The sequence below is a fragment of the Iodobacter ciconiae genome (assembly GCF_003952345.1).
Taxonomy (GTDB): Bacteria; Pseudomonadota; Gammaproteobacteria; order Burkholderiales; family Chitinibacteraceae; genus Iodobacter; species Iodobacter ciconiae.
This window is the reverse complement of sequence record NZ_CP034433.1, coordinates 1,105,033-1,124,415: the sequence shown is the minus strand read 5'-3', so window position 1 is coordinate 1,124,415 and position 19,383 is coordinate 1,105,033. Positions and strand designations below refer to the sequence as shown.

General features: G+C 47.3%; 15 protein-coding genes and 1 pseudogene. 5 read left to right on the top strand and 11 right to left on the bottom strand.

Annotation, left to right across the window (positions count from 1 at the left end; genetic code table 11):
• The first annotated feature begins 333 nt into the window (after window positions 1-333).
• Together EJO50_RS04965 and EJO50_RS04960 are read left to right on the top strand one after the other, a co-directional pair.
• Window positions 334-2,172 (top strand): DEAD/DEAH box helicase, encoded by a 1,839-nt coding sequence (locus tag EJO50_RS04965; RefSeq protein WP_125972043.1) that lies wholly within the window; start codon window positions 334-336, stop codon window positions 2,170-2,172.
• Window positions 2,173-2,445: 273 nt separating this feature from the next.
• Window positions 2,446-3,261, top strand: coding sequence for a MurR/RpiR family transcriptional regulator (locus EJO50_RS04960; protein WP_125972041.1), 816 nt, complete (start codon window positions 2,446-2,448; stop codon window positions 3,259-3,261).
• A gap of 64 nt (window positions 3,262-3,325) precedes the next feature.
• Here EJO50_RS04960 and EJO50_RS04955 read toward each other — a convergent pair whose 3' ends face one another.
• Complete coding sequence (locus EJO50_RS04955; protein ID WP_206434453.1) at window positions 3,326-3,889, bottom strand: N-acetylmannosamine-6-phosphate 2-epimerase; 564 nt, start codon at window positions 3,887-3,889, stop codon at window positions 3,326-3,328.
• A 126-nt stretch (window positions 3,890-4,015) separates the two neighbouring features.
• Window positions 4,016-5,560 (bottom strand): maltose/glucose-specific PTS transporter subunit IIC, encoded by a 1,545-nt coding sequence (locus EJO50_RS04950; protein ID WP_125972039.1) that lies wholly within the window; start codon window positions 5,558-5,560, stop codon window positions 4,016-4,018.
• 538 nt (window positions 5,561-6,098) lie between these two features.
• Here EJO50_RS04950 and EJO50_RS04945 point away from each other — a divergent pair.
• Both EJO50_RS04945 and EJO50_RS04940 read left to right on the top strand, forming a co-directional pair.
• Entirely contained in the window at window positions 6,099-6,647 is a 549-nt protein-coding gene (locus tag EJO50_RS04945; RefSeq protein WP_125972037.1) for a DNA-3-methyladenine glycosylase I, read from the top strand.
• Window positions 6,648-7,574: 927 nt separating this feature from the next.
• The gene (locus EJO50_RS04940; protein WP_233702174.1) at window positions 7,575-8,189 is read left to right on the top strand and encodes a substrate-binding periplasmic protein; all 615 of its coding nucleotides are present in this window, start codon (window positions 7,575-7,577) and stop codon (window positions 8,187-8,189) included.
• A 629-nt stretch (window positions 8,190-8,818) separates the two neighbouring features.
• Here EJO50_RS04940 and EJO50_RS04935 read toward each other — a convergent pair.
• Window positions 8,819-10,380: pseudogene (locus EJO50_RS04935) on the bottom strand (IS3 family transposase).
• Between the two features lie 96 nt (window positions 10,381-10,476).
• Here EJO50_RS04935 and EJO50_RS04930 point away from each other — a divergent pair.
• Window positions 10,477-10,731 (top strand): AAA family ATPase, encoded by a 255-nt coding sequence (locus EJO50_RS04930; protein ID WP_125972033.1) that lies wholly within the window; start codon window positions 10,477-10,479, stop codon window positions 10,729-10,731.
• A 683-nt stretch (window positions 10,732-11,414) separates the two neighbouring features.
• Here EJO50_RS04930 and EJO50_RS04925 read toward each other — a convergent pair.
• The 8 genes from EJO50_RS04925 to EJO50_RS04890 all read right to left on the bottom strand — a co-directional run bounded on the left by EJO50_RS04925 (window position 11,415) and on the right by EJO50_RS04890 (window position 19,380).
• Window positions 11,415-11,642 carry a type II toxin-antitoxin system RelE/ParE family toxin gene (locus EJO50_RS04925; protein ID WP_233702220.1) on the bottom strand — a complete coding sequence of 76 codons (228 nt, stop codon included), beginning with the start codon at window positions 11,640-11,642 and terminating at the stop codon, window positions 11,415-11,417.
• 34 nt (window positions 11,643-11,676) lie between these two features.
• The gene (locus tag EJO50_RS04920; RefSeq protein WP_233702173.1) at window positions 11,677-11,988 is read right to left on the bottom strand and encodes an antitoxin of toxin-antitoxin stability system; all 312 of its coding nucleotides are present in this window, start codon (window positions 11,986-11,988) and stop codon (window positions 11,677-11,679) included.
• Between the two features lie 76 nt (window positions 11,989-12,064).
• Entirely contained in the window at window positions 12,065-12,277 is a 213-nt protein-coding gene (locus EJO50_RS04915; protein ID WP_125972031.1) for a hypothetical protein, read from the bottom strand.
• 243 nt (window positions 12,278-12,520) lie between these two features.
• On the bottom strand, window positions 12,521-12,820 hold the full coding sequence (locus EJO50_RS04910) for a hypothetical protein (protein WP_125972029.1): 300 nt from the start codon (window positions 12,818-12,820) through the stop codon (window positions 12,521-12,523).
• 147 nt (window positions 12,821-12,967) lie between these two features.
• A complete protein-coding gene (locus tag EJO50_RS04905; RefSeq protein WP_125972027.1) occupies window positions 12,968-13,843 on the bottom strand; it encodes a DUF7281 domain-containing protein in 876 nt (291 codons plus the stop codon).
• Window positions 13,828-15,078 (bottom strand): hypothetical protein, encoded by a 1,251-nt coding sequence (locus tag EJO50_RS04900; protein WP_125972025.1) that lies wholly within the window; start codon window positions 15,076-15,078, stop codon window positions 13,828-13,830. The genes EJO50_RS04905 and EJO50_RS04900 overlap by 16 nt, the downstream gene beginning before the upstream one ends.
• The gene (locus tag EJO50_RS04895) at window positions 15,075-15,701 is read right to left on the bottom strand and encodes a condensin complex protein MksE (RefSeq protein ID WP_125972023.1); all 627 of its coding nucleotides are present in this window, start codon (window positions 15,699-15,701) and stop codon (window positions 15,075-15,077) included. The genes EJO50_RS04900 and EJO50_RS04895 overlap by 4 nt, the downstream gene beginning before the upstream one ends.
• On the bottom strand, window positions 15,694-19,380 hold the full coding sequence (locus EJO50_RS04890; protein WP_125972021.1) for an ATP-binding protein: 3,687 nt from the start codon (window positions 19,378-19,380) through the stop codon (window positions 15,694-15,696). Before EJO50_RS04890 ends, EJO50_RS04895 begins: the two co-directional genes overlap by 8 nt.
• Window positions 19,381-19,383: the final 3 nt, after the last annotated feature.

The window sequence follows — 19,383 nt, the reverse complement described above, 5'->3', positions numbered from 1 at the left end:
TTCAATAAGAATATTTTATTTTGAAATAAAAAAATAAATCATAATAAAAAGTGCATTACAAAATGAATAGCATGGCTAGTTTTTAAATACCGTCCAAAAGCACCTAAAACCAGAACGGTATTATTTACGAAATTGGGCAAAACAGGAATTCGCGATCTAATCAGCGTTATAAACACTGGCAAATATTCACAGATAAAAAGCGATGACAAACAGGGTATTCATGCAATAAAAAGGCATTTACTGATTAAAAACGTAAACTATTTATGACATTTCTTACTACTACGCTTATTATTGCAAAATACTTATGTGTCAGTAGTAATCAGGAAATATTGTATGGCAACGCTCATCCCCAATTTAAACACCTGCCTGTCCCGAATGACTTCGGGCGAAAAGCGCTTTGCCCGCCGCCTAGAGGCTTTACTTGAAGACGCCTACCTCTGCTGGTACGACGTTACCGTTGGTGTAAAACGGCGGCGGCCCGATTTTCTGATTCTCAATCCACTGCGAGGGATTTTGGCACTTGAAGTAAAAGACTGGAAACTATCCAGCCTGTTACGAATTGATCCACAGATTGTTGAATGCAATTTCAACGGCCAATATAAAAAAGATGTTAACCCATTGCTTAAGGCGCGGGACTTTATCAATGTCACCATTGATATGCTCAAAAAAGACCCGCTGCTGATCAGCCCGGCAGCCAGCCATTATGCTGGCAAATTAATGATGCCCTACGGCCACGGCCTGATTCTTGCCAATATCACACGCAAAGATTTTAACGACGCCAGGCTGGCCGACGTGCTGCCCGAACATCTGGTCATTTGCCAGGATGAAATGACCGAATCTGCAGATGCCGAAGCATTCCAAAAACGACTTTGGGACATGTTTTTACAACCCTTTCCCTGCTGCCTCACCCTGCCACAAATTGATCGAATTCGCTGGCATTTATTTCCTGATGTACGCATTGAGTGCCGTCAGGAAAGCTTGTTTGACGCACCATCAGCTGAGCCCGCAGCACAAACCATGATAATCCCTGATTTAATCCGTGTCATGGATGTTCAGCAGGAGCAATTAGCACGCAGCCTGGGCGAAGGGCATCGCGTTATTCATGGTGTAGCAGGTTCAGGCAAAACAATGATCCTGGGCTACCGTGCTCAATACCTGGCCAAAAGCTCAAACAAACCTGTGCTGATTCTCTGCTTTAACAAAGGCCTCTCCCAAAAACTTAAAAGCTGGATAGAAGAAAAAAACCTGGCCGAGAAGGTTGTCGTCAAGACATTCCATAGCTGGTGCAGTGAAATGACAAGAACCTATTTACTGCCAAAATCCAAAGCCAAAACCAATAGCAGTGAATATTGGGAAGAAACCATCCAGAGTGTCATTAACGGTGTTAACCGAAAAGAAGTGCCCGCAGGGCAATACGCTGCCTTATTGATTGATGAAGGCCATGATTTCAAACCGGAATGGTTGCGTCTGGTGGTGCAAATGGTCGATCCGGCCAGCAACGCACTATTGATGCTATACGACAGTGCACAGGATATTTACCAGAAATCAAGCAAACGCCAATTTACCTTTTCCAGCGTTGGGATTCAGGCACGCGGACGCACCACAATTCTGAAGCTAAATTATCGCAATAGCGCTGAAGTACTCGGCGTAGCGTATGAATTTGCCCGTGATTTACTCTCGGCTCAAGACGCAGAAGACGACGGCGTACCATTAGTTCTGCCCCAAACTGCAGGACGGCGTGACATCGCCCCTGAATTTATTCGATTACCAAACTTCAACGCAGAAATTGAAGCCATTATGCTCAAGTTTCAGCAATGCCAGGAGCAAGGAATAGCGTGGCATGACATGGCCGTACTGGCCTACTTTAACCATCAGCTTGATAGCATTCGAGATTGTTTCAAAAAACACCAGATTCCTGTCCAGAGCGGCACACTTGAAACAGCACACGGTGTTTCTGTGCTGACTTTACACGCCAGTAAAGGTCTCGAATTCCCGGTTGTTGCTATTGCCGGTTTGGGCAGCCTGCCACACCAGAAAAGCGAAGAATCCGAACAAGCCCGCGTTCTCTATGTCGGCATGACCCGGGCAATGAATCAACTTTACCTGACAGCAGATCGCGACTCTGTTTTTGCACAAAAAGCGCGGGCAGCATGCGAGAAAATCGCAGCATAAAGTAAAAATCCGCCAGCCCCGAACCCGCCTGCTATAACCGTTTTGATTGAAAAACCACAATCTATAAGTGTTTTTATGCCAAAGTAATCAATTTTATACCCAAGGTCAGACATCCATAGCCAGGCTAGCCCACTAAAATAGATATCCAGCCAGCACCGTTTACCTGGGCCATTGCTACGCCCTACCTGCAGAATCTGGGTCAACAAAAACCTTAGATCGTAACGTTAAGATATAATCTGCAAATATTTCGAATCCCTTTTGTAGGCCTTAACATTGCCTGACTTAATTGACCTCAATATGCTAGATTTTTTGCAAACGCAATATCCCTTGATGACAGAGTCAGAAACAAGGCTTGCGAACGTTATTTTGTCTGCGCCGGAAAAAATCCCGGGCTTGTCGATTAATGCCTTAGCTCAGCTTACACAGGTATCAACCCCCACGATCACACGATTCTGCCGCAAAATGGGTTGCCCTAGTTTTGCAGATTTCAAATTGCAAATCGGAATCGCATTAACCGGAAATCCAGCGCGCACTCACGACAGCACTCATCAGCTTTGGCGCGGCATGATTAACGCTTGTGAATCGCAAAAAGATGAGGGCGCCTTACAAATGGCCACAGCTAAACTAGTGGCCGCCCGGCGAATTTTATTATTTGGTCTGGGTAGCTCCGGGCTGTCGGCACTGGAATTTAAATCACGCTTATCGCGATTAGGCCTGACTGCAGATGCAATTATCGACCCACACCAGATGCTAATGCTGGCGGCTTTAATACAAGCCGATGATGTATTGGTTTGCCTATCAAACTCAGGAGAATCCATTGAGTTAAACGAAGCGGCAAGCCATGCTCGCAAGCAAGGCGCGTGGATACTGAGCATCTCAAATCATTTTCATACTACATTAGCGCGAACGTCCGATTTACTCCTGCCAACGCCAAGCCGGGAAAGAGCGCAAGTACCTGACAATTTTGTGAATAGCCAGCTTGGTATTTTATATTTAATGGATGAGCTAACCAGCCGCCTGTTTCAACAAGAGCATTGCCGGCTTGCCTATCAAAAAACGCTCAAGATCTACCATAAAAAAACGTATTAAACAGGGTGACAAGTAAGTAAAAAAAGGCCCCGCTATAGGTCTGAGGCGGGACCAATGATAAAAATTACATTGATAAAGCTGAAGCAAACCGCCGGGTAATCAACTGAGGCCGGGTAATCGCCCCCCCGACAACAACTGCATCTGCACCGGCCTTAAGCGCCTGAGCAGCCCGCTCTGGTGTATCAACATTCCCCTCTGCAATCAGCGGGCACCGAATCACCGCCCGCATCGCTCGCAACTGTGCAAAATCATCATCTGGGAGCAAATGCCCCGCCGTCGCAGCCGTGTACCCAAACAATGTACTTGAAACACAATCAAACTTAAGCCGCTCTGCATTTTTTGCCTCATCAACCGTCGCAACATCTGCCATGAGTAATACCTGCGGATATTGCTCGCGAACGGCGGCAACCAACGCCGACAAACTTTCACCGTTAGGCCGCGGGCGATCTGTGGCATCTAATGCAATCATGTCTGGCTGACTTTGCATAATTTCATGTACTTCAAGCATTGTCGCCGTGATAAACACCTTAGAATCCGGATAATCTCGTTTCAAAATACCAATCACTGGCAAAGAAACCACCATTTTAATTGCTGCAATATCAGCCGCAGAATTTGCCCGAATCCCCACAGCCCCCCTTCTTGCGCTGCAACAGCCATCCGGGACATGATAAAACTGGAGTGCAATGGCTCTCCGTCCAGGGCCTGGCATGAGACTACCAGACCACCACAAATTTTCTTAATCATATTCATATCATCACGCGCTTTCATTCAAAAGTTCTTCGATTTCGGTCCGAATAATTGTCACCTGTGGGCCATAAATAGCCTGGATGCCATCACCAACAAAAAATACGGCTTTAGCACCTGTCGCCTTTAAGGCCACCTCACTAACCAGCTTTTTATCAATAACACTAATCCGTAAGCGCGTTGCACAACAATCCACAATCTCAATATTGCCTTTCCCTCCAAGCGCCTGCACAACTTGAGCTGCCCGGCTATGATTTAATTCGCGAGAAGCTTCTGCCTCTTTAGGCTCTTCTTCCCTTCCCGGGGTACGCAAATTAAAACGCGTAATTGCAAAACGGAAACTGAAATAATACAAAGCAAACCAGAGCGCACCAATCACCGGCACCAGCATCCAGTTTGTTTTATTATTTCCCTGCAAAATACCAAACAAAATAAAATCAATCAGCCCTCCCGAAAAAGTCTGTCCAATCGTGATATTGAATATATGCGCCAGCATAAATGCCAAACCATCAAAAAAGGCATGCAGCACATAAAGCAAAGGCGCAACAAATAAGAACGAGAATTCAAGTGGCTCGGTAATTCCGGTCAGAAAACTGGTGAGTGCAGCCGACAATAGCAAACCTGCAACCTTGGCCTTGTTCTCCGGCTTAGCACAGTGATACATCGCCAGCGCCGCCCCACAAAGACCAAACATCATGGTAATAAAACGCCCAGACATAAAACGGGAAGTACCCGCAAAGAATTGCGAAGTATTTGGATCAGCTAACTGCGCAAAAAATATCTTCTGTGTTCCCTCAATAAGCTGGCCATTGATAATCTCTGCGCCGCCAAGACCCGTTGTCCAAAATGGCATATAAAAAATATGATGCAAGCCGGTTGGCCCAAGCATGCGAAGGGTAAAGCCATAAATAAAGGTGCCAATATAGCCAGTTGCTTCAACCAGCCCGCCAATTTGAGCAATTGCATGTTGAATAGGCGGCCAGACAAAATATAGAAAAACGCCGATAAATAAAGATGCTAGCGAGCTAATAATCGGTACAAAGCGTGACCCTCCAAAAAAACCAAGAACAGCAGGTAATTCTGTCTTTCCATACCGGTTATGAAGCCAAGCGACGATTGCCCCAACCAAAGCACCACCAAAAACGCCCGTCTCCAAAGACTGAATACCAAGAACCATCCCCTGCCCGACAGCGGCCAGGTTCGTACTGGCAATCTCATTATTTAACTTTAAAACGGCATTGATTGTTGCATTCGTAATCAAATAAGCCAGAGTAGCAGCCAGCCCTGCAGTGCCTTTATCACTTCGAGCCAGACCAACTGCAACCCCTACTGCAAAAAGTAATGCCAGGTTTGCAAAAACAATACTCCCCGCTGCACTCATTAGGCTGAACACAGCTTGTAGCCATGCAATATCTAAAAATGGGTAGGCAAGCAAGGTGTTCGGGTTGGAAAGAGAGCCTCCGATACCAAGCAACAACCCGGCGGCAGGCAGCACAGCGATAGGTAGCATGAAGGATTTACCAAATTGCTGAGCTTTTTCAAAAAAACTAGCCATTTTTCAACTCCAGAGCAGTCAATGACTTTAATTTACATTCAAAAATAAAGATTGTAAATTTATTTCAAAAAAATAATTCCATATTTTGGTGCTCTAAGCTGCTGCTGAATCAGCCGCTTCATTACTGCTGCCTGATCCCCCACTATTCACGCCGATTGAGACTCCCTCCTCTTACCAATTAGATTTGGCCCCAGCGCTGGACCTTGTTTCTTTGTGGATCAGCCCAGCCAGCAGCGGGCCGCCCACCACCTGTGCTTGCCTCTTTATTTTCAACTTAAGCAGCTCAGCCATAGCACATACAAATTAAAAAGCAGCTACTGCCACAACAGCTAAAGCGGTTCAACCCTAATGTCTGCTAACTAGCGCCAAATCAACAAAATACAAACAAACTTACTATTTTCTTATTTAGCTCGACAATTTACGTTATATTGCCGCCTCAGTACGTAAAAACCCCAACAACACATAGGTTTTTAGACAGCTGTACGCACCTATGCTCGCCCCCAGGGCCTAGCCTCGCTCTCATCCAACCGCGTCCGAGTTGAATCATAAATGGCCGCAGTTTGAAGACGCTTTTTTCGGCTTTGATGTTGATCGCTTGGCGATGCTATCCGCTGAGCAGTGGGAAGCGTATTGCAATGACGCACGCGTGGTGCGGCATTGGCCGAAGATCAAAGCGCTGATGGAAAATGTAAACTTTGTGCGATCCTTAAGCCATGAATACGGCAGTTTTTCACGCTTTTTAAATACATACCCTGCGTCACGGCAAATCGACTTGATGGCCTTTCTCAAAAGCTACGGCAGTCGCCTCGGCGGGCAAACGGGGCAATGGTTATTACGTCACATCGGCAAAGATGCGTTTGTATTAACGCCAGACGTGGTGTTGGCGCTGCAGTTGGCGGGCTTGGATATTCCCGATCAACCGGGTGCAAAACGTGATTTAAATAAAATCCAGCAGTTATTTAATAACTGGGCCGATGCAACCGCCCTGCCCTACACGCATCTGAGCAAAATAGCGGCCTATTCGGTGGGCATAAACTACGAAAATCAATTGGTTCAACGCAGCAAGTCCAAAGCAATCATGGAGTAGTCATTACCGAAGATGGCGTTGAATACAGTCTTTATTTCAACGCTTTTGAGGATGCACTACCCGCATGGCGCTACCCCGATTACCGCACACGCTGAATATCTCGCTAAGATCATCGACACCACGCTAACGTGTCGTGGTCAACTATTTTCAGAGACCACGATCGGTTTTTTTCTGCCATTTCTCGTTCATAGATCATCGGCGGTAAATTGCCTCTGGCCGAATGCAAGCACAAGCAGTTGTAAAAGCCAACGATGTATTCTGTAATGTCTGCTTCCAAATGATTGGCGTAATCCTGACGCCAAACCCGTTCCATTTTTAAACTCAGGAATCTTCATGGAAGGCCCCTTTTTGCTGCACGACTGTTGGTTGACACTTCCAGATGCCGTATCAGGAGGAAAGGAGTCCATCCCATTACTCTACAAATTCAAAAACGTCTGTAATCATAGGAGCGGCTTTAGCCGCGAAGTTTTGATTCACAGTGCTTTCGCGGCTAAAGCCGCTCCTGCAAAAACATCTAAAACATCATGCTTTTTCTCTAAATTGATAGGATTGGAATTAGCTCCCCTTCTGCTAATTTTTTATATTTCAGTGTTCAGAATAAGCAGCACCTTCATAAATTTGATGCAAGTAAAATCCAGTCCAAAAATACGAATTACTTGCCTTTCCGGACGTAGAGATATAATTAATTTTAGTTTTCAGCCCCAAGCTTTCCTTACATTACTAGACAATGAGCTACCAGCCCACTAAGCTTATCAGTAACCCGTTCCTCCTGAAAAAATACAGATGTCACCAAAATGGTTAACATTACTGGTTTTTTTCTGGCTCTGCCGTGCATTTGCCACAGAACCACAGGACTCGCTGAGTATTACACTGAGCAATGGTGAATGGCCACCGTATACCAGTCAGCAGTTGCCTAGGGAAGGATTTTTGAGTGAAGTCGTTACTCGGGCATTTGCGCAAGAAAACGTTAAAGTTCGATATAAATTTTCTCCCTGGGTGCGGGCCATTCACGATGCGCGCATCGGATATGTCGCAGGTTCGATCGGCTTGCTCTATACCGCGGATAGAGGAAAAGACTTTTTGTTTTCTGAAGCCTTGATAACGATCAAATCCGTACTTTTTTTTCGCAGCAATAACACAGCTCCCTGGTTCCCGATTGAGAAAATCAAAAATCGGCGCCTAGGTCTTACGCGTGGCTATGATTACGGCGACTACTGGCGCAAGCTAACTGAGCCAGCTGTTCACAATGAAATTGAAATGGCGGTGGACGATCTGACTAATTTGAAAAAACTCGCAGCTGGGCGCATTGACGGATTTATCTGCGATCCGAGTGTCTGCTGGTCTTTAATCAAACAAAACTGGCCAAAAGAGCAACATCAGCAATTTCGCGAAAGCCCAAACCCACAAACTGGCTTACCCATTTATTTGGTGATAAATCGCCAAGATCCCAACGCTACTGAACTAATTCGACGTTTCAATCTTGGACTGCAAAAACTTAAGCGTAGCGGGGTTTGGCGAACGCTGACTGAACGTGAGCAGTAAAAGTCAATGTAGCTGTATATATTCTCGGGCAGTAAGCAATAAGGGCTTTTAATTAAATTTGGACACCATAGCTTGTGGCAATGCATTGGAGAGAAATATGCAGCTGATGACCGCTTGGGCCGAGGTGTCAATGCAAAAGCTTGAAATCAAAAAGGCTGCTAACCATCAAGTTGCAGCCTTTATCAATTCTCGCTCCTAGAAACTTAGTTCAGCCTGAGAGTTTCAAGCGCACCAGGTTAAATTGTAGAAGCAAAACATTAAAAGTGATCTGCTAGCCTTCGCCAAGTGTAACCATAAAACGGCTTTTTTCGAGCGCCAACGGAAAAGGGTTCCAGCTAAAAGCTGGAACCCTTATCTTTTTTGGTGCCGACGGCAGGAATCGAACTCGCGACCCCCTGATTACAAGTCAGGTGAATTATAGACTCACATAGAGTCATACCATCTCAAAATCAACCTAAAACCCTTGTATTTGCTATGTTTACTATAAAAGATAGTCTCATAAGTTTTTAGGTAAACTTGTCAAAGCGCGCGCCATGTGTAACCATAATTGTAACCATAAATCGGATACAACCCATGGCAGAGAATCGACTAACCGGCAATTGTCAAAGTAGTTGAGATGTTTTTACGATTTAGGCCGCCTGTAATTCCTCGCTTGTTTTGGGCTCAATGACCCGGTCCGGGTTCAATTGCACTTCGTTTTGCCAGCTCCAGTTCCGTGTCGTATTGCGCCACCGTTCCGGCCGCGCCAAGCGGGCGGTTTGGTAAACCGCATGGCGCTTTTCTAACAGCGCTTTGTCCTGCCCTTGATGCCGCTGTGATGGCGTGACAAATTGAATGCCGCTGTGCCGGTGCGTATGGCTGTACCAATCCACAAAGCGCCTCACCCATTGCCTTGCTTCATCCAGACTGGCAAAGCCTTTATGCGGCCAGGCGGGCCAGTATTTCAGCGTGCGAAACAATGACTCCGCATAGGGGTTGTCATTGCTGACGCGGGGACGGCTAAATGAAGAGGCAATCCCCAGCATCTCCAGCTTGGCTTTCAGCGTATAGCTTTTCATCGGCGCACCATTATCTGAATGCAATACCAGTGGATTCATACTGCAACGCTGGGCCAGCACGCTGCGTTGCAATAATTCGGCCGCTAATTCCCCTGTTTCTTCCGCATGCACTTCCCAGCCTACTGGATAGCGGCTGAACAGGTCTTCGATCATATACAGCTTGTAATACTCGCCTTTCACCTGACTGGGCAGCCAGGTGATATCCCACATCCAGACTTGATTTGGGCCGGTGGCGGTGAAGCTGGTTGGTTTGGCTTTGCGTACCGCTTTGGCGGCACGGCCACGATGCTGTAGTTGATTGGCTTGCCGCAGCAGGCGGTACATCGTTGATTCAGAAGCCAAATAGCGGCCTTCATCGCTCAGAATCGGCACGATCTGGCTGGGCGGAACGCTGTTAAAACGCGGGCTGTTGCACACCGATAAAATCGCCTGACGCTCTGTTTCACTCAGCTTGTTCGATGGATTGTTCCGTTTGATCAAAGGCCGCTGATCCGCGGTTACCTTACCAGCCGCTTGCCAGCGATACCAGCTATGCACCGAAATACCGATGGTTTCGCAAGCGCGATATAAGCTCGCACCGGCATGACACGCCTGTTTGATCCACGCGGTAAGCCGTTCCCGTTGATCCAGTGATGTCAGTCTTCCTCTGGTTCGCCCCAAAGGGCGCGCACCTTTTTTTGCAGAATCAGCAATGCGGCCGCCTCCGCCAGTGCCTTATCTTTACGCAAAATTTCCCGCTCCAGCTGCTTGTTTTGCTTACGCAGCGTTTTGTTTTCCTGCGCCTGCTCCGGCGTGCTGACTTCAGCCTGGCCCTGGGCCTGAATGGAGAGATCGCGCCATTGTTTCACTTGCTCCGGGAATAAACCCTTGGCACGACAATATTCACTCAGCTCGATTTCTGACATGGCAATGGTTTCAACGACCATGGCAAAACGGGTTTGAGCAGACCAGTTTTCACTGCTGCGATGATGTTCGGGCACGGGGCGGCCCTCCTGGCGAAGTTGATTTCTCCAATTGTACAACGTGGCTTCGGAGAGGTTTTCTTGCAGCGCCAACTGCCGGATGCTGATCGGGTAAGGAGCAAGCATTTTGCTTAAAATGGCATCTTTACGAGCCTTGGGAATACGCGACATGATAAGTAACCAGCCCCCTAAATAAGTTGGAATCCCTGAAAAGGGAGTATCTCAACTATCCTGACACAAGGGGCAGGAGAGTTACTATTAATTGGCATGCTTAGCTTTATCAATGAACGATTGAAATTCAAACAATCTAGAAGCAATTCCAATTGCAGTTTAATGATCATAGATGAAATTGAAATAGCACTGCACCCATCTGCCCAAGAAAGATTAGCTAAATTTCTTCATGAAACATCTGCAAAATATAATTTTTGTATTTATTTTGCAACCCACAGCATTCAGATTATTAACCATATCAAACCATCAAAAATTTTTCATCTCAAAAAAAATACAGAGGGCGGAAGTTAATTAAAATCCTTCCTTGTGGCAGCTGGGACAAAACCCTAGAAATGCACTATGAGTTCACATCCTCATCTCTAACTGGCAAACAATGTAAAATTTATTCGATACTTGATGGTGATATTAGGAAAGAATGCAATGAAAAATATGCAAAACCACACAAATATAGCGGATTAATTAAAACATACCTCCTAATAAAAAGCATTGAAAAACACATAAAAAACAAACTTATCGACACACCTTGCGCGGCATTCTCTAAGCAACTAGGGGATAACATATATACTTATCGAGAGATAGATGACATCATTCATGATTACAAAATATCTACAAAAAAAATAACGACTCAAATGGAAAAAACCTTTATTTAGTATTAACCCGAGGCGCTGAAGAGCAAGGCCATAGCATTGAAGAGTTTAATAGAACTATATGCAATTTTGTATATGCAACAGAAGATTTCTCGTCATGGTCTGGTTTTTTAACTGGGCTTATAAGGTCAAACGCATAACAATAAAAAACCTACATAATGACATGTCAAAGCAAAAACGGGATCAGACCACAGTTAAAAACAAACAATCAACTGAATTAGCCGTGGTCGATCTCTAATTTTTTAATTTCCCATCTTTCCTAACCCCAAAAACAACAAACGCTAAAAACATAGCATCTTACCGGTTCGAAATTTTCATTAAACCCACTCAATTACGAAGCAATGCCCACTGGCACGCAGAGTGACCCAAGGCCAGCATCCACACGGATTCGCCGCTGATTTCGTACACCAAGCGATAGCATTCATGTGGGATTAGCTCGCGGGTTCCTTGAATCTTTCCTGGCAGCCCCAGCTTCGGGTGATCGGCCAGTCTAACGGCCGCATCACTGAAAAGCTCATCCATACGGGCAGCTGCTCGCGGGTTGTCTGCCGCGATGTGGTCCCAAACATCAGCGCGATCCTGCAGCGCTTCAGGTATTCAAATGCCCCTCACGCCAGGTTCGCCACGGCAGCACGCCGAGCGGCGAGCGGCGAGCGGCGAACGTGGCTTCAACCTCATCATTGAAGTAACCAACGCCAGTGCGCATCGAAGTACGGCCAACATCAACCTTACGGCCCAGGAACTCATCATATTCCCTACTCTCCCGCTGAAGCTGGATGAACTCGCGCATCAACTCGCGCAAGACCTGTGAAGCCGGCCTGTGGGCGGCCTCCGCTTCGGCCATGAACTCGGCGCGCAACTCAGGCTCCAGCTTCATGGTGAAAACAGCGCCCTTAGACATGACTCAGCCCTCATCAAATGTACTTCCAAAGTATATACAACACCTATGGTAACCATGCACCACGCACGGCACGCATCTACGTAGCTTGCTGGTGATACACCGCAACGTCCGGCGCGGTTGGCCACAACGTTCGAAGAACAGCAAAGGCTGTGCGTGCTATCACTTTGGCGAGTTCATCCCGTTCTGCCCCCATCGTAGCCTCCACTGCGTCGATACGATCCTGCACAGCAGGATGTGTATTCGAGGCTCCCCAATTGTCTTTAGTTCCGCCTCCCGCTCTGGCGCACATCCCTTAAAGAGTTGCTGGACGGCATTTTGAATAATATTGTCTTGCCGAACAACGCTATCTGAGTTATTCATTTTTCCAATTCCCCACCTGATGTTGGCCCTTCGTCTGGCTTGCCGATAAAAGTTTCCCCTCTAGCCAGACAGGCACGAAGGCCGCCAGCGATAAAGACCGCCAGTTTTTCTGACTCCTTCCACTTTGTGACCCTACGCGTCAGATCAAAGTCTTGGCTTCGGATCAAAACACTCAAGACGGTAAACGGCTGCCCCTGCAACCAAAGGCGAAACTCAGACTCGCCCCTGTTGTTCCACATGCATGTCTGGCAGATACTCCGCTGGCAAGGTGGATGCATTCAAGGTCTTTTTCGGTGCTGATTGACAAGTCAAGCTCTTCTAACTGGATCGACGCTTCATCCACATGAAACGGTTTTGCGCGCATACGCACATCAAGCAGCCAATCATCCTCAGGCACAGGCTGCTCTTGCTGGCTATAAAAAAGCCACTTGCTATCTGCGGGCACGCGCTCAATATCTAGCTTTACGCCCAATGCGACGATGCTATCGAGCTAAACAATGGTGCTATCACCCAAATCATTTAGTTCAGAAGCAAAATTAGCTTCGACATCGTACGGAAGACAAAGCGGTGGTGCTCAAATGAAGAAAGAAGAGATTGCTGAATTTTTGTCATAGCCAATTTAATATTGAATTAATTCGTTCGTTGTTACTAATGAGATGCCCGACAAGAAATATTCTTGGGGTAAAGCTACACCAGCATTTTTAAACAATTGCCAATAGTGGCTAATTTCAGAATGCGTACACTGTTCTAGCACAGCTTGTGTTTCAGGCAGCTGGCTTTGAAATCTTACGACATTGGTGCACGCTTTAAAGGCAGCATCAAGCATGTCATTGGGTGGGGCAATTAAACTCATGAAATGAGGCGTGCTAAGGGCAATCATTAAGCCAGCCGGATCAAAATCAACAAAAGCGTAAACAGGCAACTTGAGCGTTTCTAAAAGTTCGATTGAATAATCTTGCCGATAAACCTGCGGCATTCCCCGAAATATCACGAGCGGGTTGCTGCAAGCAATATTGGGCTCAAACTGCAAATTATGGATATTTTCAAATGCTTCCCAATTTTCAACCAGCACTACGCCATCGTGCCGATTTAGCAGTGAAACTTGCTGCCAATCCAGCTCCAAATGGCTTCCATCAGGAAGCTTCATCGCCTCATCGCCAAGGCATAACGCCCTGCCCGCTAAAGCTTTAACTGCAACGCGGTTCAATCTCACATTACTTCGGCTTAGTTTTTCGTTACTAGCTAATGCCAAGCTTTCCGTACGACTTAATCCATCCCATGCATCGGGGCGTGTTGAATTTGCATCAATCCCCGCTTCAATCTTAAGCAGGTCTTTAATGATTTGCTTGTCGGTAGCATTAAAAAGATAACTTTTACCCTGCTGGCGACCAATTTGATGGTTATTGGCAAATTGGGTTAATCCAAGTGAAGGTGCAAATCTATTCTCATCACTTTGTACAATGCGCAGCAAGGTTTTGATTAAGCTTTTTTCCATATTTCCACATCGGTCACAATCAGATTACCAGACATAGCTTCACTCAGGCCTGGATAGGCCACGTTTGCTTCCATACGACGCATCGCTAAATCGGATATTTTTTTCTTGGCCTCTAAAATCTGCCAAGCATGCAGTGCATAAACCAGCCACGCAGCCTCATCAATTAACGGATAGTCGGGCATTTTTCGTAGCCACTCAATGGCTGACATCGGCACTTGAGACAGTCTTGCTGCCTTCAAATACAGTGCAAATGCCCGTTGAACTGGTGATGCTACGATAATACTTACTCGGTCTTGCGCATCATCCGTAATCATTTGGCCAGCTTGGCGCTCTACAGCAAAACGCAATTTGGGTGCCGGTATAGCTTGCGCGATTTCAACTAAAACATCGCGGGTCAGGTTATCCGATAAATCAGCGTGGGCTGAGATCTTGAAACCTTCGAACGTTGAGCACCAATCAGGCAAATGATTGAGTTCATCCACATCAGGCGGGCTGTAATCCGGGTTTTTGCGTAGAAACCGGGCAAATGCACGTAAACGCTGAGCCTGTGGCTCGACTTGCCGCAAGCGGTACAGATATTCTTTTAAGACCGTTGAAATATCCATCAGCGAGGCGCGCCATTGCGGCAAACGCTCTAAGATTTGGCTCTGGTAGATTTGCAGCAAGGGCAGCAGCAACGACGAACCACTTAATTGCTCCAACAATGTAGTAGCTTGCAATGCGCCCAGCGCAACACCAATTTGTTCGCACTTGCCAAGGTAAAACTCATTCTGGCGTTTTTTCTGCTCCAGGGTGCTGACATTGGCAAAACGGTTATCTGCCAAAGAGCGCATGAGGGCTAAGAATGAATCGAGTCCTTCCGCCAATTCAAACACGCCCGATTTGAAATCATCCGAGTAGGTATCTCGATCTTCAGAACGGTTGTCAAGGCATGCCTTCAGATATTCATCAATCAATTGTGGCAAACGATCAATTTGCTCGGCAAAGTTGGCACTGACGGCGTAATTGCGCTGCCGCAGGAAAACTTCATCCAAGTGACGGCTTAAACTTGAATTGAGGCGAAATTCATCCTGCATCGATGGCACCAGCGCGCGGTGCTGCTTGAGTAAATACAAGGCGCGCTGAGTTTCATCGCTCAGTGTGATACCGCCGTTGATGTAGGCATCGGCGACCAAGTCACGATATTTATGCAGCACCTCAAGATAGGCCGCAATATGTGCTACACCCGTGGTCACAGCAATGATCCTTGGCTAGCGACTTCGGCTTCTTCGTCCTCAAGCCCGATCTTTTCATGCTCGGACAAAAAGGCAATTGCCTCCATGATGAATTCAATCTTGCCAGTGACTTGATAAATCTCGCGCTCACTATTGGCGAGATACAAATAACCTTCATCCTTAAAGCGATTCAGTACTTTATTAAATCGGGCACGATCCGAGCTATCAGCAGCCGGCCCCTTCACCAAATTAGCGAGCGATTGCAAATCGTTGCGCAGCGTTGGATTACTATCAATCGACAGCATCACGCTTGCCGTTTCGATCACAAAGCCAGCGCAAATCACATCATCCTTTTGCGAGGCCCGCATTACCAATTCAAGAAAAGCCACCAAGGGGCGAAGCTCATGCTTGATTTTGGTAAAAACTTCTTTCGCAGCTTTTTTCTCTGGTCCTCCAGTTTCTATGTGTGCCGCAAAAAACGATCCACCATGCTGAGTTCTGGATAGTTTCAGACCAATTTTTCCCAAATAATCATTCACGCTCTGCTGATTGGCTGGGTTATTCAAAAAGGCAAACGCTTCGCGATGCGTGATCTCGCAAACAAATATACCTTCGAGCAAAAGACGCACTGTATGTTCAAACATGAGCAGCCTCCTCTTCCAGCAAAAATGGGTCAGCAACACGCACTTGCATCAGGCGTCGATCTGGCTCCACCGTGAAACAATGATTAAACAATTCCAAAGTTTCTGGGTCAGGGTCTGGAAACGCCGAAACCAGTGTGATTTGATTTCGCTTCAATAGCTCAATCAGATGCACCACATTGCCACTATCTAAATCCTTAAGCTCATCCAAAGCCCAGACAATATTCACATTCGCATCGCGGCGAATCCGATTAATAAAGGCGACAAAGATACTGACCAACACTAGGTAGGACAAGCCGTTGGATGAAACCGCCTCCAGATCCGATGCTTTCCTAAATTGACGTGTGTTGCCATTTTCAACCACCTCACCCTGAATCCGGATCAGCTGCTTTAAATCAGCCTGAATACCCGACTTCGTTTCCCAGTGGCTCAACAAATCATCCAGCGTTTTAGCAAATGCCTCTGGCGGCAGTTCATTGCTCATACCATTAACCCAATGATGATTTGCCTCAGCCATATCACAAATCGACTGCCAATACGCCAGCTCACGAATCGTCGAAACGACCTCAACCTTCACCTGGCTAATGCTTTCAAATGAAATATTCTGGTCAAGATGGTTTTGCAGCTCGCGATTAAATTGCAGTACCTTTTTATGAAAATCATCCATTGTTCGATGAAATTGGATCACAGTGCCTGCAATCAGGCGCGCATCCATCAACAAAATGCGCTGCACAGTGCGATGTTCTTCTGTAAACCAGGTTCTGAATAGCGGCACCCACGCTTCATCAGGTGCATCAATCAAACCAAGGCGATTTAACTCCATAAACTCATAGGGTTTTGCCCCAGGAGTTTTAGCAAACCCACGCCTGAGCTCGCCCACCAAGCGCCGTACTTCGGTTTTGCACTGCTGCTCATCGTCTTCCGCTTTATTCGCCAGCCCAACCAGCAGATCCAGTGTCCAGCTCAGATCAACCACAGTGACCTCGATCGCGGTGTATGCCGCCATCTTTTCAAGTCGAGTACGCGTCAATTTTTGCTGTTGGTCGAGCTTTTCGAGCTGTTGCTTAACTTGCTCAAACTGAGCCTGATAGCGGGATTCACCCTCTTTCCATTCACGATCGAGCGCTTTTAGTTGCTGGTTGAACGCCTCTTCATACGCACGATGCTGGAGCGCATCTTGTTGCCAGTTTTCACGCTTAGGCCATTCATCGCGCAGCCAGAGTCGCCAGCTCTGCACCGATTCAATCACCGATTTGATTTTTCCAAGATCACGATCAATAAGCTGCAAACGATCAGCAATTTCTTTCAAACGCTCGGTATCGACACCCTGAGCCTGAAGCGCAGAACGACATTCGGCATCCAATTGCAACAACGTTTGTGCTAGCTCGGCTCTCGCCGCTTTTTCTTTAGTATTAAGCGTTTCAATCGCCGCACGTTTTTGCTCGGATAAAGCGCTCTTCTCCTGCCTTGCCTTTTGCTCAAGCTCATCGCGCGCATCTCGACAAGCACGATCAAGTTGCTCGATCTCGCACTGGCAGTGCTCCCATGTCTGTTTGGCCCTGGCCAAGCCAGCTTCTGCATTTGCTTTGGCAAGATTGCGCTGCTCGTTCAGCTGCTGTTTTGCAGATGCCAATTCAGCCTTGGCAGTTTCCACGTGAGCCATGGCTTGCAACAATACTTGCTCATGTTGCCGCATGGCCGTTTCAGTTTGCGCACACACACTGCTGCATTGGCCGAATGTGGCTTGCTCAGCCTCCAACTCTGCACGACACAAAGCAACTTGGCGTTGCTGCTGCACAATTTCAAATTGAGCCGTCGATTCGTCGGCCAGCACATGCGGTGCCAGCTTAGATAAATCAAGATTGAGCCCATACAGCGAATCGATGCGTTCAATAAACTGCGGACTTAAATCCGTGCGCGTTAACAGTTCACCATCAATCACGCGGGCCACATCCTGTGTCCAATCTGAGCATTCAGAACGCAGAAAATGCAGCAATGTCCCCGGCTCGGGCATGGCAAAGCGCTGCTTCTCTAGTAGAGTGGACTCAAGTTTGGCGAGCTCATTTTTTTTGTCTTCAACTTTGCGCTCTTGCCGCTCGAAATTGACTTTTGCAGTACTAAACGCAGCCGTTTTTTCTTGCTGGACATTAGAAAGCTGATTTTTCTTTTCTAGCGCGTCGGTCAGCGCCTGCTGCTTGGTATCGACCAAGGCCTGACTTTCGGCTGGTACTTGCGGGTTATTGAGCTGAGCACGCCAAGAGCCAACCGATTCCTGCGCTTGTGCTAAGGCCAAGGCATAGGGTTCGCGCTGTGTTTTTTGCGTGGCATCTAAATCAAGTCGCTGTCCTGCAACTTTCTGCTCTAGCTGCTGTTCGAGCAATTCAAACCGTTGCCTTTCCTGATCTGCCTGTTGATCAAGCACCTCTTTCTCGGAATAAAACCGCGCTTGTTGCTTCTGCTTTAAAGTTTCATAACGCTGCGCAATTTCGCTTTGCTCGCCCAGCAACGTTTCTTGCCGTTTCTCAAGCTGCTGTTTTTCATCGCGTAATTCTTGGCCGCGAGCAACTAACTCATCGCTTGCCCGAATCCCTTGTTGCTCGTAGTGATCCCACGCCTGCAGCAGCTCGGTGGCTTTGCCTTCGGCATACTGTGCGTGCTTGCCTGCTTCGATCTTTTTGCTTTGCAGCTGTCCACGCGCATCGGTATATCGATTGAGTGCCTGCTGATGCTCGGTATCGAGCTTAGATTTTTGCTCAGCTAAACCATGCCATTGGTCTTCTAGATGCAAGAGCAAGGACTCAAGCTTGCCTTTGACTTCGCCCAAACTGGCACGCGCCGCTTCAAGTTGCTGTGCCGCTTGATCGGCTTGGTTCATGACAGACTCAAGCGTCATCACCGCCGTGTAGGCGGCAAAGTGGCGCGGCCAGTCTTCCAGCTTTTTGCGATCCGCCGTCATACTCAGCGTTTGCTGGGTATCGCTGGTGCATTCCACCACCATGCTCTGCAGATCTTCAAAATTGGTTTTGCGCCGAAACATGCCGGTAATGATTTTTTCAATCTGATGCAGTGGTTTATTGGGCAGCGTAAAGCCGTAATCTGACGATAGCTCGCGGATCTCACGCAACCGTTTGCGATCACCACCGCTACTATGCGTTGCCAGCATGATGGCGCGATATTCAGCCAAAGATTCAATTTGCTGTTCATGGCAGCGAAAGCCAGCCAGCTTTAAATGACGGACCAACTGCGGCGCAGGCACGAAAGCCCCATCAGCTGTCACGAACTGCCTAGGGTCAAAGCCTTCGCGTACCAAACGGAAACACACTTTCTCGCCATGCCTGTCGGCGTGCGCCACCACCATGCGCAGCCCACCATCGGGGCGCTGATATTCAAAGACGATATAAGAAGTGGTACGCGGCAGATAGTAGCCAGTAAAACTGTGTTTCCCCGCTTCGGTGGTCACAATCCGATTCGGGCTTTCGCCGTAAAACAGCAGCAACAATTGCAGCATCGACGTTTTGCCACGGCCATTACGCCCAGTCAAAACTGCTCCGCCATCCACCGGAAACTCAATAATCCGGCCGATGCTGAGTGAGTCGATCAGGATGAGCTTTTTGAGCTGAAAGTTAGGACTTGATACTAAATCAGCCGTAGCTGTATCAACGTTTCCACTTGGGAAATTCATGTG